At 67.6% G+C, this 14,549-nt stretch carries 11 protein-coding genes; 6 read left to right on the top strand and 5 right to left on the bottom strand.

Annotation, left to right across the window (positions count from 1 at the left end; genetic code table 11):
- Positions 1-49 precede the first annotated feature (49 nt).
- On the bottom strand, positions 50-853 hold the full coding sequence (locus tag BJ988_RS07030) for an enoyl-CoA hydratase/isomerase family protein (RefSeq protein WP_179657366.1): 804 nt from the start codon (positions 851-853) through the stop codon (positions 50-52).
- The gene (locus BJ988_RS07035; RefSeq protein WP_179657367.1) at positions 850-2,004 is read right to left on the bottom strand and encodes a CaiB/BaiF CoA transferase family protein; all 1,155 of its coding nucleotides are present in this window, start codon (positions 2,002-2,004) and stop codon (positions 850-852) included. Before BJ988_RS07035 ends, BJ988_RS07030 begins: the two co-directional genes overlap by 4 nt.
- 96 nt (positions 2,005-2,100) lie before the next feature.
- On the opposite strand from BJ988_RS07035, the gene BJ988_RS07040 reads away from it, so the two are divergent.
- The 3 genes from BJ988_RS07040 (at position 2,101) to BJ988_RS07050 (ending at position 5,151) form a co-directional block, all read left to right on the top strand.
- Positions 2,101-3,480: an acyl-CoA dehydrogenase family protein gene (locus BJ988_RS07040; RefSeq protein WP_246321422.1), complete on the top strand. Its 1,380-nt coding sequence runs from the start codon at positions 2,101-2,103 to the stop codon at positions 3,478-3,480.
- A gap of 2 nt (positions 3,481-3,482) precedes the next feature.
- Positions 3,483-4,481: a zinc-binding dehydrogenase gene (locus BJ988_RS07045; protein WP_179657369.1), complete on the top strand. Its 999-nt coding sequence runs from the start codon at positions 3,483-3,485 to the stop codon at positions 4,479-4,481.
- Between the two features lie 94 nt (positions 4,482-4,575).
- Positions 4,576-5,151: a TetR/AcrR family transcriptional regulator gene (locus tag BJ988_RS07050; RefSeq protein WP_179657370.1), complete on the top strand. Its 576-nt coding sequence runs from the start codon at positions 4,576-4,578 to the stop codon at positions 5,149-5,151.
- Between the two features lie 102 nt (positions 5,152-5,253).
- Here BJ988_RS07050 and BJ988_RS07055 read toward each other — a convergent pair whose 3' ends face one another.
- Both BJ988_RS07055 and BJ988_RS07060 read right to left on the bottom strand, forming a co-directional pair.
- On the bottom strand, positions 5,254-6,720 hold the full coding sequence (locus BJ988_RS07055; RefSeq protein WP_343051514.1) for a carboxylesterase/lipase family protein: 1,467 nt from the start codon (positions 6,718-6,720) through the stop codon (positions 5,254-5,256).
- A 26-nt stretch (positions 6,721-6,746) separates the two neighbouring features.
- Positions 6,747-7,685, bottom strand: coding sequence for an MBL fold metallo-hydrolase (locus BJ988_RS07060; RefSeq protein ID WP_179657372.1), 939 nt, complete (start codon positions 7,683-7,685; stop codon positions 6,747-6,749).
- A gap of 178 nt (positions 7,686-7,863) precedes the next feature.
- Between BJ988_RS07060 and BJ988_RS07065 the strand changes: the two genes are divergently transcribed.
- Complete coding sequence (locus tag BJ988_RS07065; RefSeq protein ID WP_179657373.1) at positions 7,864-10,644, top strand: helix-turn-helix transcriptional regulator; 2,781 nt, start codon at positions 7,864-7,866, stop codon at positions 10,642-10,644.
- A gap of 79 nt (positions 10,645-10,723) precedes the next feature.
- On the opposite strand, the gene BJ988_RS07070 is transcribed toward BJ988_RS07065, so the two are convergent.
- Positions 10,724-11,407, bottom strand: a complete 684-nt coding sequence (locus BJ988_RS07070; RefSeq protein WP_179657374.1) for a GntR family transcriptional regulator — start codon at positions 11,405-11,407, stop codon at positions 10,724-10,726.
- Between the two features lie 169 nt (positions 11,408-11,576).
- Between BJ988_RS07070 and BJ988_RS07075 the strand changes: the two genes are divergently transcribed.
- On the top strand, positions 11,577-12,875 hold the full coding sequence (locus BJ988_RS07075; protein WP_343051516.1) for an FAD-dependent oxidoreductase: 1,299 nt from the start codon (positions 11,577-11,579) through the stop codon (positions 12,873-12,875).
- Complete coding sequence (gene ilvD, locus BJ988_RS07080) at positions 12,872-14,539, top strand: dihydroxy-acid dehydratase (protein WP_179657375.1); 1,668 nt, start codon at positions 12,872-12,874, stop codon at positions 14,537-14,539. Before BJ988_RS07075 ends, ilvD begins: the two co-directional genes overlap by 4 nt.
- Positions 14,540-14,549 lie beyond the last annotated feature (10 nt).

The following is a 14,549-nucleotide window of genomic DNA, read 5'->3' on the forward strand; positions in this document are numbered from 1 at the left end:
CGGCTGATCCGACGGCATGTCCCCGCGACGCGGGGACATGCCGTCACTGTCACTCGAGCCATCGACTCGTGAATGTCGGCGGACGCCTGTCCTCGAACGCTTCGACGCCTTCCTGGAGGTCGGCGCCCGAGAAGGAATCGACGCGCAGCTGCTCGAGTGCGGCCGTCTCGACGGGGCGATCGAGTGCCTGGGCGATGACCAGCTTCGTCAACCGGATCGCGTACTGCGACTGGTGCGCCAGCCGTCCACAGTAGTCCTCGATCGCTTGGTCGAGCTCGGCTGCCGGCACCGCCGAGTCGACGAGGCCGAGCCGAAGTGCGGTGGGACCGTCGATCCGGCGGGCCGTGAACAACAGGTCTCGGGCCGCGCTGACCCCGACGAGCTCGATCAGACGGCGGGTCGAGTTGAGGCTGTAGGCGACGCCCAGGCTCGTGGGCGGCGTCGCCAGGGTCGACGACGTGGAGGCGAAGCGGAGATCGCAAGCCATCGCGATCTCCAGCCCACCGCCGATGCAGTAGCCGCTGATGCGCGCAATGGTCACGCGCCGACAGTTTGCGATGCTTCGCTCTGCGGAGCCGATCGCATCCAGGTGCTCACGGCCGGCACGCGGATCGCAAAGACTGGCACGCAGATCGGAGATGTCCGCGCCGGCAGCGAACGCAGTATCTCCAGCACCGCGAATGACGACCGCAACAACGTCAGGGTGTGACTCGACCCGAGCAATCAGCTCCGGGATCGACCGCCACATATCGAGCGACAGCGCATTTCGGGCGCTCTGTCGGTCAATGGTCAAGACAGCAATGTTGCCCTCGAACGACAGGCGGATTCGCCCCGCGGTCGGCTCGGAGCTCATCGTGAGCCACCGTCCCCGGCCGGGTTCTCCCCGCCATCGTCTCCGCGGATGAATCGTGGCTCGGACCCTCCGAGATCAGGTGCCAATCGCTCGTCGGTTCGTCTGAACGTGCGGTGGACAGGACTGGGTATCGCCGCGAACCTCCGGCCGGCAGCGCTCGCGGTTTCCTCGAAAGTCCTGCGGACCGCCCAGTGGGGGTGGGAGAACGCTTCTTCAGGAGTCGTCATGACCGACACGCACGTATCGACGTCGTGGAGCAGGGATCGCCAATGCTCACCGATGTGCTGCGAGAAGAGGTCAGCGAGGTGAGCCCGGACCAGCCCTGCGTCGGCACTCTCCAGCCGGAGCTGTGCCGGGACAGACAGGATGTCGCAGAGCCGCAGCCAGAAGCGGTCCTCGAGGGCAGCGACGGCAACCACGGCTCCGTCTGCCGCGGCGTAGAGCGCGTAGCGTGGCGAACCCCCTGCCGGATGCACCGTCCCCGGCTGGCCTGAGCTACCGGAAAGGTCTACCTGAGCTCGGATCCACCAGTGCCACAGAAACAGGTTCTCGGTCATCGCGATATCCAGGTGTGCTCCACACCCGGTCGACTCCACAGCACGAAGCGCGAGAAGGATGTTCACGAGCGCTGGGTACGTGCCCCCGCCGATGTCCGCGATGAACGTCGGCGGCAGGTGCGGGGCCCCGTCCGAATCCGCACGTCGCGCCGATGCCAGCAGACCTGCGTCGACGAGGTAGTTGAGATCATGCCCGGCTTTCGTCGCCAATGGCCCGCTCTGGCCGTACCCGGTGATCGAGCAGTACACGAGGCGCTTGTTCAACGATCGGGCCCGCTCGTAACCGAGCCCCAAGCGCTCCATCACGCCGGGTCGGAACTGCTCGATGAGCACGTCCGCCTCAGCGATCATCGGCTCGAGTACAGCCGTTGCTGTCGGGTCCTTCAGGTCGACCACGATGCTGCGCTTGCCACGGTTCAGATTCGCGAAATCGGCTGGAGCAAGAGAGCGCATGTCATCCCCTGTCCCTGGACGCTCGACCTTCACCACGTCCGCGCCGGCGTCGGCGAGGATCAGGCTCGCTAGTGGCCCCGGCACGAGGCTCGAGAAGTCAAGTACTCGGACACCGGTGAGGGGTAGGGGTGGCGACACCATTGGCGGGCTCCTGTTCGTTTAAAACATGAAGGAATGACTCATGAGTATAGGATTTGGGGTAGTGTGGATCCAAGACCCCGAGCTGAGGAGACCCCGTTGACTACCCCCGAGACGTCGCCAGATCGTTCGGTTGATTCAGACGTCGATCTACGGCAGACCGCTCGCAGTCGAGAGCTCCAGCGGCACCTGAACGAGTTCATGGACGAGCACGTCTATCCTGCTGAGCGCACAGTGCACCAAGAGATCGAGCGGTTGGGGCCCTGGTCGGTATACCCGACGATCATCGAGCTGCGCAGCAAGGCCAAGAAGGCTGGACTGTGGAACCTTTTCCTGCCGGCGGGCCCTGAGACCGACGGGTTGACGAACATGGAGTACGCCCCGCTGGCGGAGGTGATGGGGCGGGTGCTGTTCGGGGCCGAGGTGTTCAACTGCTCGGCTCCGGACTCCGGCAACATGGAGGTGCTGCACCAGTACGGGACACCCGAGCAGAAGGCGCGGTGGCTGTCGCCGCTGTTGGAGGGAACGACCCGCTCAGCCTTCGCCATGACCGAGCCCGATGTGCCCTCCTCGGACGCGACCGCGATCTCTTGCTCCATCGTTCGCGACGGTGATGAGTACGTGATCAATGGGCGCAAGTGGTTCACAAGCGGCGCAACCCATCCGCATTGCGACGTCATCATCTTGATGGGGAGAACGGATCCCGATGCCGATCGCCACCGGCAGCAGAGCATGGTGCTCGTACCGCGCGATGCGGCGGGCGTTCACGTCGCTCGGACTCTGCCGGTGCTGGGCTCGTATCTCGATCGGGCGTGTGAGGTCTGGTTCGATGACGTCCGCGTTCCAGTCGCGAACATGTTGCTGGGCGAAGGGCGCGGGTTCGAGATCGCACAGGGCCGCCTTGGGCCGGGCCGCATGCACCACTGCATGCGGTTGATCGGCCTCAGTGAACGAGTCCTCGAACGCATGTGCCGCCGAGTTGAGGGAAGAACGACATTCGGGCGCGCCGTCTCGACGCAGTCCGTGACCCTGGAGAGGATCGCCGAGGCCAGGATTCGTATCGAGCAGGCCCGGTTGTTGACCATGAAGGCGTCCTGGATGATGGACACCGTTGGCAACTCCGCCGCGAGGCAGGAGATCGCGATGATCAAGGTTGCGGCGCCTGCGGTGGCGCAACAGGTTGTCGACTGGGCGATTCAGGCATTCGGCGGAGCAGGTACGACCAACGACTTCCTCCTGAGTCCGATGTATGCCAACGCGCGGGCGATGAGACTGCTGGACGGTCCAGACGAAGTGCATCGGAATCAGATCGGACGTATCGAGCTCGACCGGCAACGCGCGAAGGTCGGCACACATGCGTCGGCCGATGTGCTCGATCGCGACGAGGCGATCGCGATGTCTGAGAGTGGGTTGTGGCCCCGACCTGCTGACTGGCCAGCTGAGCCCCAGGATCTGGTCGCGGCGGAGAAGGGGCGCTGAGCGTGCGTGCCTTGATGTCGGTCGTACCGGGTGGCCCAGAGACGTTGGAGTGGGTCGACATCGGACCCCCCACGGTTGGTAAGGGCGAGATACGTGTCTCGGTTCGCGCGGCGGGGCTGAACGCGACAGACCTTCTCATGATGCGCGACCGCTATCAAGACAAGGTCGCTCGCCCGTACTCGCCAGGAGGCGAGATCGCCGGCGTCGTCGAGGAGTTGGGCGCCGGCGTCCATGATCTCGCCGTCGGTGACCGAGTCGTCGCGATACTCGGCTCTGGCGGACTGCGCGAGGAGGTGTTGCTGCGGTCGTCGGACGCGATCCTCATACCCGACGGAGTCTCTTACGAGGAAGCGTCCGTCCTGCCGATCGCGTATGCGAGTGCCCTTCACGCGCTCGAGGACCGAGCCCGTCTGGCTCACGGTGAGCGCGTTCTCGTACTAGGGGCGAGCGCTGGAATCGGCCTGGCGAGCGTGCAGATCGCGACACGAATGGGAGCGGAGGTCGTGGCCGCCTGCTCCACCGCCGAAAAGGTCGAGATTGCGATGGCGGAAGGTGCCGTGCGGGGTCTTGTCTACGGTGAGGGAGCCCAGTCTGCCGATCGACACGAGCTTCGCCGCTTGTTCGCAGACGTGGTGGGCGCCGATGGCGCAGATGTCGTCGTCGATCCCGTGAGCGGCAGCCTCGCTGATCCAGCTGCTCGAGCGATGCGGACGGGCGGCCGGTTCGTCCTGGTTGGTTTTGCAGGGGGAGTGGGGTCCGTGCCGAGCAACGTCGTCTTGGTCAAGCGCGCCGAGATCGTGGGTTCTGCCCTCGGCGAGCACCTGAAGGACCATCCGGAGCACCTGAGAACGCTCCTTGGTCAGCTCTTCGAGTGGTGTGTGGAGGGAACGTTGAGGCCAAGCGTCACCTCCGTGATACCACTGTGCGAGGCCGTCAGCGGACTTGACCTGCTTGATCGTCGTGCGATTACTGGCAAGGTTGTCGTGCGGCTCGGTGAGTGAATCCGTGAATGGTTCGCATTGCTGCTGCTCCAGATGAGAGGACCCTGACGTGGCTCGTGGGCCGTACAAGAGAAACCCGGAAAGAATCTCGAAGATGCGCCAGCGCATCATCGAGAGCGCTGCTCGGATCATCGGTGATCGCGGCTACGCAGAAGCTTCGATAGCGCGGATTGTTGAAGAGGTCGGCATCTCCCAAGGCACGTTCTACCGTTACTTCGAGACTCGCCAAGACCTGTTCGACGTCGTCCTGCCGACGTACGCCGAACGGATGTTGGAGTTTATCCAGAAGCACGTCGAGGTCGACGCTGTCGGGCTCGAGCGTGAGATGCAGCGGATGCAGGCGTTCCTTGACTTTGTCGCAGATCACCCTTGGTTCGCTCGCGTCGTCGATGAAGCGAATGTTCAGGCGCCAGCTGCGAATGCGGCCTACTTCGACCGAGTTGTCGCCGGGTACGTAAGAACCCTCAAGCGAGCGGTTGAACGAGGCGAGATCCAGGGCTATGAGCCTGACGAGCTCGAAGGCATCGCCATAGCGCTCCTTGCCGCCCGCAGCTACTACGCGAAGGTGTATCTCTCGAGCATGGGCCGAGCTGGTGAATCATCTCGAGCGACGGTGCTCAAGGGCTACCGAGCGTTCATCGAGCGGGCGCTCTTCTTGCCGCCACGCTGAGCCGGCCCGCCACCGGTCATGGCGGACTCCGATGGATTCTTCCTGACGCTCGCGACCCACCGGTGAGGCGCGACAGCTGGCCCCACGACGAGCGACTAGGGGTCAGATCCATGCCTCTCGTTCCTGGCTGCGTGGGTCGCCGACCTGGGTCCATTCGGTGCCGATGCGCATCGTCGCCCGGCGCTCGGTGTCGTACGTGTTCCAGCCGGGGTCGCCGGTCCTGGCGAAGCGGATCCAGGCGTCGTGCATGCGCGCGGCGAGCTCCGCGGGGGGCTTGTCGGGGCCGAGCAGAGCGTTGGCGCCCCGCAGCTGGGGGAGCTGGGCGAGATCGAAGACGAAGGGGAGCTCCACCGCGTGCGTGGCGCCGAGCTCCCCGTCCAGGGCCAGCGACCGCCAGGTGAACTCGTAGCTGAAGGTGGCGGACTCGGGGTGGGCGGCGTGTGCGCCGGCGAGGGCCCAGCTGCCCGCGCCGAACAGCGCGTCACCCATGATGGCGGACCGCAACCCGCCGAAGGACGCCTCGGGGCGTGCCTTCCGGTACGTCTCGACGAGCCGCGCCGGATCCGGGTGCGCGCGGCTCGCAGCGCTCTCGACGTCTGCTGCGGTCGAGGTGGAGTAATTGCCAACGGGAACCAGGTAGAGGTTCCCCTCCTCGGTGTTGGTGCCGATGAGGAGGTCGACATCAGCGCTGAGGCCGGCGGCCACGGATTCGGCGGGCTGCGTGTCGAGAACCAGACTGAAGGGGCTCAGACCGATCAGCGGGTCGTGCTCTGTCTCGGTCTGCAGGTCGATGCCTGCGAGCCGGGAGGCGGCATCGACCAGACGCTCGTCGGAGATGTCCGCGAAGGCATCGACGTGTGGCTCGACGCCCAGGGCCTCGGCCGCGGCCGCGGTGACGCGGGCGGCCTGTTCGGTCGTGAACGCGCCCAGGCCGCTGCCGCTCTGGACGATCGCCCGGTTGAAGAGGCCCGTGGCCTGGGCGGTTGCGAGGACGCCGCCGACGATCGTTGCCCCGGCCGACTGGCCGAAGAGGGTGACATTGTGGGGGTCGCCGCCGAAGGCGGCGATGTTCTCTCGGACCCACCGCAGTGCGGCGACGACGTCGAGCAGGCCGCGGTTGGCGGGCGCCCCGGGGAGGTCGAGGAACCCGGCGATGCCGAGCCGGTAGTTGAGGGTGACGAGGACGACCCCGTCGCGGGCGAAGGCGGAGCCGTCGTACAACGCGGACCGCGTCGATCCGGCGACGAATCCGCCGCCGTGGACGAACACCATGACGGGCAGATCGCCGTCCCCGGGTGCGGGCGTCCAGACGTTGACGGTGAGGTAGTCCTCGCCACGGCTCCAACCGGCGCCGAAGTAGGGGGACATGTCCACGGTTCCGAGCTTGCGCTCGGACTGCGGTGCGTTGGGTCCGGGCTCGGTGGCGTCCCGTAGACCGTCCCAGGACTCGTGCGGCTGCGGCGGCGCGAATCGACCGGCACCCAGAGGAGGGGCTGCGTAGGGGATGTTCAGGAAGGCGGTGGTGCGGTCCTGGCGCCGTCCGCGGACGGCTCCCTGGGCGGTGGTCACGACGGAATCGGAGTCGGGGTGGTGGTTCACAGTGATGCCTTTCGGTGGGCCTCAGCCTGTTCGGCGTAGGGGGCGAAGGGGGCCCAGCCCTTGGTGGCGAACTTGCTTCCGTCGCGTACCACTTCGACGGCGCCGTGACCGCCCAGGTGCGCTGGGATCACGAGTGCGTTGTTGTCGGCCGCCCACCCCAGAACCTTGCGGCGGGTGGCGCGGGCGCCGGCGGGGTCCTCGCAGAAGCAGCTGTTGGTGTCCGGTTCCAGGATCTGCACCGGGCTGTGCAGCATGTCGCCCACGAACACAGCGCGGTCCGATCCGGAGGCGAGGGTGAGCACGGAGGAGCCGGGGGTGTGTCCGGGGGCCGCGTCCAGGCGCAGGTCGGCGCTGATCTGGTGGCTGTTCTCCCACAGCTGGGTCTGGCCGGCCTCGTGCACCGGGGCCACGCTGTCCTCGAAGACGTTCTGGTTACCGCGGCCGAGCATCGGCTTGTGACCGTTCTCGGGATTCCAGAAGTCGAAGTCGTCCTTTGGCATCAGATAGGTGGCGTTGGGAAAGGTGGGAACCCAGTGCCGCCCGTCCAAGTACGTGTTCCAGCCGACGTGATCGACGTGGAGATGCGTGTTGACCACGATGTCCACGTCCTCCGGCGCGACGCCGGCCCGGGCGAGATTGACCAGGAAGTCGGTCTCGAGATGACTCCAGACAGGTGCGTACGGGCGCTCCTTGTGATTGCCCACCCCGGTGTCGACGAGGATGGTCTTGCCCTCGCTGCGCAGCAGCCACGTCTGGATCGCGCTGTTCACGATGTTGGTCTCGGGATCCAGAAAGTGCGGTGTCAGCCAGGAGGCGCCGTCGTCCCAGACTTCCCCGGGGCTCTCCGGGAAGAAGGTGTCCGGCGTCATCTCGACGGGTCCGTAGTATTCCCAGACCCGAGTGATGGTGACGTCGCCGAGGTTGATCTGTTCCATGAGACATCCTTGGGAGATCGGAGGCTTTTCTCGAACCGTATGTACGCCCGTGGGCCCGCGGTATCCGTCACGTGACTGCACTTGCACACGCCTCCCGGCGCCAGGCCGGTCGCTTGTAGTCTTGGGTGGAACAAGGCACCGCGGCTCCGATCGAGGACCGACAATCTCTGGAGACTCCATGAACGCGCACACCGGTGACCCGGGCGCGGTCGCGGGAGTCGAGCCGGACCCGGGGGAGCTGATCGTCGGCCGCGACGCGGAGCTGGCACGCCTGGTTCATGCGGTGGACTCGGCAGCGGACCCGGTTCTGGTGCTGATCGGTGACGTGGGCACGGGCAAGAGCACCCTGCTGGAGTACGCCGTGCGCCGGGCCGCAGCAAGCGACGTCTGCGTCCTGCGCGCGAAGGGTAGCGAGTCGGAGTCAAGCCTTGCGTTCTCCGCACTGCATCAGCTGCTGCGGCCGGTACTGGCCCAGGTGGACGGACTGCCGGAGAGGCAACGCGCGGCACTGCACCACGCCTTCGGGACGGGGCCGGAGACAGGCGAACCCGACCTCATGCTGATCGGGATCGCCGTCTTGAGCCTGCTCTCCGCACTCGGCGAGCGGCGTCCCGTGCTCGTGGTGCTTGACGACGCGCAGTGGTGCGACCGTGCTTCCATCGACAGCCTGTCCTTCGCGGCCAGACGTCTGGCAGGGGAGCCGATCACGGTGCTGATCGCGGCCCGCGCCGGCAAGCACCTCGCCGGATTCGACCGCCACGTGCCGACCCTCACCCTGAGCCCGCTCGATCACGCTGCGGCCGCCCAGCTGCTGGATCTGCAGCCGACGAGCCCCACCGGCCGGACCAGGACGCAGATCCTCGATCAGGCCGGCGGCAACCCGTTGGCACTGACCGAGATGGCGAGGTCGGTGACCGCACACGACCCAGGGCCGCCGTCCGTAGGTCCGCTCCCGCTCACCGATCAACTGGAGCGGATCTTCGCTACCCGCCTCGACGACCTGCCGACCTCCACCAGGCGGGCCCTGCTGCTCCTGGCTGCCATGGACACCATCGACTCCGAGATCGCGGTCCTGGCCGTGGTGCCGGACGCCGAGGACGAGGCGTGGTTGCCCGCCGAGCAAGCCGGGCTGGTCCGACGGACCGGCCGGGAGCTCCGGTTCCGTCACCCACTGGTCCGGTCCGCGGTGTATCACGCCGCGTCCTCCGGCGCCCGGCGCGAGGTCCACCTCGTGCTCGCCGACGTGCTACGGGACGAACCGGATCGGCGTGCTTGGCACCTGGCCGCCGCGGCCACGCGCCCGGACGCGGCCGTGTCGGAGGAGCTCGAGCAGACCGCCGACCGGGCCCGCCGTCGTGGCGGTCACGCGGCCGCGGCCAAGGCCCTGGAGCGCGCCGCCGAACTCGCACCGCGGGCCGAGGACGGTGCCCGGCTGCTGGTCGAGGCCGCCACGGCGGCCGCGCTCACCGGCGACCTCGGCTGGGTGGAGGAGCTGGCCGCCGCGGCACGCGCGCGTACTGATGACCCGTCGCTCCTGGCCCGCGCTGCCGTGCAGGTCGGACGGCTGGCGGTGCTGACCGTGCGCCATTCCGTGGTCTCCACCCGACTGACCGACGCCACCGAGCAGATGGCTCGCACGCAGCCTGCCACCGCGCTGGACCTGCTGGCCGACGCCGCGGTGGTCGGCTTCTACACCGGAGACGAGCTTCAGCGGCACCGCATCCGGGACCTTCTGCGGAGCCTTCCCGAGGACGCGTCTAACGCCTGGTTGCGCACCTGGGTGCGGGCCGTGACAGACCCCTTCGACAACAGGACAGCGCTCCTCTCGCTGCTCCCGCAGGTGGCCGCCGAGGCAGAACGCCGTCCCGAGCGGCTCACCTCTCTCGCGATCATGGCGTGGCTGCTCGACGAGACCCCGCTGGCCGTCCGTGCGTTCGACGAGGCCTTCGACCGCTGGGGGTCGCGCGGTCCGCTGCCGGAGGGCTTGGGCGGCGCGGCCGCTTGGAGCTATGTGGAACAAGGAAGGTGGGGGCGAGCCAGAGAGGCCTGTGCCCGCAGCAGCGCGGTCGCGTCGTCGGTCGGCCTGGACCACGCGGTGGCGTGTGCGGCCGCGGTGGATGCCACCGTGCTGGCCCACCAAGGGGACGCAGCGGCAGCCCGCGCCCGGGCCGAGGACGCGCTGGCCCTCATCGATCCGCTGGAGAGCCGCTCTGTGTCTGTCTATGCTCGTCGTGCGCTCGGCGCCGCGGCAGTCGCGGACGGCGCGTACGAAGCGGCGTACGAACAGCTCCGCATGGTCTTCGCATCGGATGGCGCGCCCATGCACTATCACGCCTCCTATCCGGCCCTCGCGGATCTGGCTGCGGCCGCTGTGCGCAGCGGGCGGCGCGAGGAGGCCGCCGCGATCGTCGAGCGGTCCGTTCACGCGCTCGCCGACAACGCCTCGCCCCGTTTGCGTGCACTGATCGGCCGGGCCCGTGGCCTGCTGGCAGATCCCGAGGACGCCGGGCAGCACTACCGTGCGGCGCTGGCGGAACCGATGCTGGAGCACTGGCCCTTCGAACGCGCCCAGACGCTGCTCGACCTCGCCGAATGGCTGCGGCGCCGTCGCCGCATCGCCGAGGCCCGAGCCCCGCTCGCCGAGTCCCTGGAGATATTTCGGCGCCTGGGTGCCCGCCCGTGGATCGAGCGGACCCTAGCCGAATCGCGCGCCGCCGGCCTCGACGTCACGGTCTCGACCCCCGACACACTCGCCGAACTCTCCCCGCAACAGCAGCACATCATCAGGCTCGCCGCCCGCGGACTGACCAACCGCGAGATCGGCGAGAAGCTCTTCCTCTCCCCACGCACGGTCAGCTCGCACCTCTATCGCAGCTTCCCCAAGCTGGGTATCACTGCCCGCTCCCAGCTGCGCGACCTCATCGATGACACGCTCACGGCCGCCGGACGCCAGGAATGAAGCGCGCCTGACGGACGGGGGCCTGCTGCCGCCCTTCCCATCGCGTCGTGCTCGGCCTTTCTGCTGCGATCAGCGAGGTTCACGCGCTCCGGTCATCCCGGAAATGCGAACGCGGGCGCTTGAGTGTCGCGTAGGTGAACTCGACGAGGTAGTCGTTCAAGGCCAAGGACGCCTTCGATGCTCTGTCGGGATCCGCGTCGCCGATCGGGCGGAGTACGTTGTCGTGAAGCTCCGCGGCGAGGCTCAGTTCGGCCGCTGAGTCGCGAAGCTGCCCGAACCAGAAGCGTCGGGATAGCCCTTGGAGTGGGGCCATGGCCATCAGCAGGTACTCGTTGCCCGCGGCACGCACAGTGACCCGGTGGGCTCGTTTGAGGTAATCTCCAAACGCTTTGAGGTCGGCACCCTCGAACTGAACGAACCTGTCGGCCAGGTCGTACATCTCGGCGCGCTGATCGGAGTCTGCGCGCTGCGCGGCCAGGCGCACCGCGAGTTCCTCGACGGGGCGACGAAGCTCGAGCAGCTTGAACTGTGCCTCCACGGTGATCGGCGACACGAACACGCCCCTGCTCGGGTGAATCTCGACCATGCCCTCCCGCGCGAGCCGTTGGAGCGCCTCCCGGACCGGGGTCCGCCCGAGGTTGGTGACCTGCATGAGACGGGACTCCGACAGCATCGCGCCCGGTGACAACTCCTGGAAGGTGATCATCTCCTCGAGCTGGTTGTACGCCTGATCGGCCTTGTTGGGCCTCTCTTGCTCCGTCATGGACGCTCCTCCCCGAGGATTCTCGCTCCGACTTCGTCGTCGGAGTCTCATTGTGCCGTTGTGACGGTTGACACTTTACCTCAAGCCAGTCTACAACGGATACATGACCAATATATCGGTTCCTTCTTGGGAACTAGCGTCCAGTCATTCGCAGGATTGGGATCTTCCGGTGCTGGCCGAGGTCGACGTGCTCGTCGTCGGTGGCGGCGCCGCTGGGGTGGCCGCCGCCACGGTCGCGGCCGAGGCCGGGCTTCGGGTGGTGCTGGTGGAGAAGTACGGCTTCTGCGGCGGCGCGGCTGTGGCCGGCATGTCCGGAACCGTGTGCGGGCTGTATCTGGCATCGGACGCCTCTGAAGGGCCGAGTCAGGTCGTGTTCGGCTTCGCCGACAGGTTCTGCCGCAGCCTGGATGAGCGCGGCGGGCTGAGCGGGCCGCAGCGGTACGGAAAGACCTGGACCGTCGCTCACGATCCGCTGGTATGGCGCGAGGTCGCCGACCAGATGCTGGAGGCCGCGGGCGTTCAGCTGCTCCTGCACACGACCGTCGTCGGGGTCCTTCTCGACGGCAAGTCCCACGCCGGGGTGGTGGTCGAGTCCAGCGCCGGTCGCGCGACGATCCGCGCCTCCCGCACGATCGACGCCTCGGGTGACGGGGCTGTGGCTGCCCGTGCTGGCCACGACTATCTGTTCGGCAACGACGGCATGATCCAGAACCCCACGATGTTCTTCCGGATCGGAAACGTCGACACCGACCGGTTCTGGGACTTCTACGGCCAGGACACCATCTGTCCTCCCGCGGTCACCGAGGCCATCCGCGCGGCACGGGACGAGGGGTTGGACCTGCCCCGCGACAAGATCTGGATCTTTCGTACCACTCGTCCCGGCGAGCTGATGGTCAATGCCACTCGGTTGTCGGGGCGGGACGGACGCGTGCTGAACGTGATCGATCCGGCCGACTTCACCGAGGCTGAGATCGTCGGTCGCCGCCAGGTCCGCGAGTACGCCCGGTTCCTCCAGCAGCACGTCCCCGGCTGCGAGGCCAGCCACGTGGTTGACACCGGGGTAGAGGCGGGGATTCGGCAGACTCGGACCATCGTAGGAGCCAAGACACTGCGTAACACCGATGTGGTCGAAGCCCGCAAGTTCTCCGACGGCATCGCCCGCTCGCCGTGGCCGATCGAGCTGCACAGCGGCAGCCGGCCCAAGCTCGAGTGGCTGCTCGACGACGTTTACGAGGTGCCGTATCTGACCTTGGTCCCTGCGACCGGGGAGAACTTGATCGTTGCCGGACGGTGCCTGAGCGCCGAGCACGAGGCGCTGGCCTCGGCTCGGGTGACTGCTCAGTGCTTCGAGTACGGGCACGCGGCCGCCGTCGCTTCAGTGCTGTCCCTGACCAGCGAGATGCCATACCGAGACATCCCCGGAGCCGACGTCCGTGCGGCCATGACCAAGAACGGAAGTGCACTATGACCGAGCTGCGGAGCAACTTCGAGCCAGGGACCACCCGCTGGGCGGTCCGGCGAGCCCAATGGACGGCGATGGGGCTGACGCCGGAGGAACAGGTTCGTCCCAAGATCGCGATCGTCAACACGTCATCCCGGCTCTCGGTCTGCTTCGCACACCTCGACGACGTCGCCGAAACGGTGGCCGAGGCGGTTCACCGCGCCGGCGGACTTCCGCTGGAGATCCGCACCACCGCACCCAGCGACTTCGTTACCAGCGCCGGGCGCAAGGCCCGCTACCTGATGCCGACCCGCGACCTGATCGTCAACGACATCGAGGCCGCGGTGGAGGGCGCGGTGCTCGACGGCATGGTGCTGCTCTCCTCATGCGACAAGACCACGCCCGCCCATCTGATGGCCGCGGCCCGGCTCGACCTGCCTGCTGTGGTCGTGGTCGGCGGCTACCAGCGCGGTGGCACCTTCTCGGGTTGCTCGGTGGACATCGACACGGTCTACGAATCGGTAGGCCCGGTCGCAGCCGGAGAGATGAGCGTCGACGAGCTCGGTGCCCTGGCCGACAGCGCGATCCAGGGCCCCGGAGTCTGTGCTGGGCTGGCCACCGCCAACACGATGCACTGCCTCGCCGAGGCGCTGGGTATGACCATGCCCGGGTCTGCGCCGACCCGCGCCAACTCCCCGTCGATGCTGGAGCGGGCCGTCGCGGCCGGCGAGCGGATCGTCGAGATGGTCGCCGAGCAGCTCACCGCGCGCAGGGTGCTCACTCGGGAGGCGGTCGAGAATGCGATCGAGGTCGCCCTCGCGCTGGGAGGATCGGTCAACTGCATCCGTCACCTCGCGGCGGTTGCCGCCGAGGCTGATCTCGATATCGACGTCGTCGGTGCCTTCGAGAGCCAGGGTCGCGACGCGGTGCAGCTGGCGGCCATTCGCCCCAACGGCACCGACCAGGTCTGGGATCTGGACCGGATCGGCGGCGTCCAGACCGTCCTCCGCACCCTGCTACCTCGGCTGCACGGTGAGGCCCTCACCGTGTCCGGGCGAACCGTCGCCGAGCTCGCGGCCGACGCACAGCCGGCCGACGGACAGGTGCTTCACGAGCTCGCCGACCCCATCAGGCCCGAGCCAGGGTTGCTGATCTTGCGCGGGTCGCTGGCCCCCGATGGTGCCATCGTCAAGGTCGCGGGCGTGGGGGACGCCCGCCGCCAGTTCACCGGCCCCGCCTGCGTGTTTGCGGGTGAAGACGCCGCGATCGACGCTCTCGGCCGCGGTGAGGTCAAGCCCGGGCAGGTGATCGTGCTGCGGGGCATGGGCCCCCGCGGAGGGCCCGGCACCGTGTTCGCGGCCAGCTTCGTCGCAGCCCTCAACGGCGCCGGACTCGGCGGACAGGTCGCCGTAGTCACCGACGGTGAGCTCTCGGGTCTCAACCACGGTCTGGTGGTCGGGCAGGTGATGCCGGAGGCCGCAGACGGCGGTCCGCTGGCCGGTGTCGGCGATGGCGACCAGATCCGAATCGACCTCGATGCCCGATACCTGGATGTCGACCCGGTAAGAGACGGGGCGCCGGTTCGCGCATCAGACAGCAAGGACGAGGTGGGTTGGCTGGGTCAGTACGCCGCTCTTGTCGGCCCCGTCCAGACCGGTGCAGTGCTGCGCCGTCCCACCAGTCGCGGATGAGTTCGCCCCA

Origin of the sequence: Nocardioides panzhihuensis (assembly GCF_013408335.1) — a bacterium.
Taxonomy (GTDB): Bacteria; Actinomycetota; Actinomycetes; order Propionibacteriales; family Nocardioidaceae; genus Nocardioides; species Nocardioides panzhihuensis.

What these genes read in the sequence shown, in the direction of transcription:
- BJ988_RS07030 (WP_179657366.1), bottom strand. Translation starts at nt 853, where the DNA reads ATGAGCTCCGAGCCGACCGCGGGGCGAATCCGCCTGTCGTTCGAGGGC.
- BJ988_RS07035 (WP_179657367.1), bottom strand. Translation starts at nt 2,004, where the DNA reads ATGGTGTCGCCACCCCTACCCCTCACCGGTGTCCGAGTACTTGACTTC.
- BJ988_RS07050 (WP_179657370.1), top strand. Translation starts at nt 4,576, where the DNA reads ATGCGCCAGCGCATCATCGAGAGCGCTGCTCGGATCATCGGTGATCGC.
- BJ988_RS07060 (WP_179657372.1), bottom strand. Translation starts at nt 7,685, where the DNA reads ATGGAACAGATCAACCTCGGCGACGTCACCATCACTCGGGTCTGGGAA.
- BJ988_RS07065 (WP_179657373.1), top strand. Translation starts at nt 7,864, where the DNA reads ATGAACGCGCACACCGGTGACCCGGGCGCGGTCGCGGGAGTCGAGCCG.
- BJ988_RS07070 (WP_179657374.1), bottom strand. Translation starts at nt 11,407, where the DNA reads ATGACGGAGCAAGAGAGGCCCAACAAGGCCGATCAGGCGTACAACCAG.
- ilvD (WP_179657375.1), top strand. Translation starts at nt 12,872, where the DNA reads ATGACCGAGCTGCGGAGCAACTTCGAGCCAGGGACCACCCGCTGGGCG.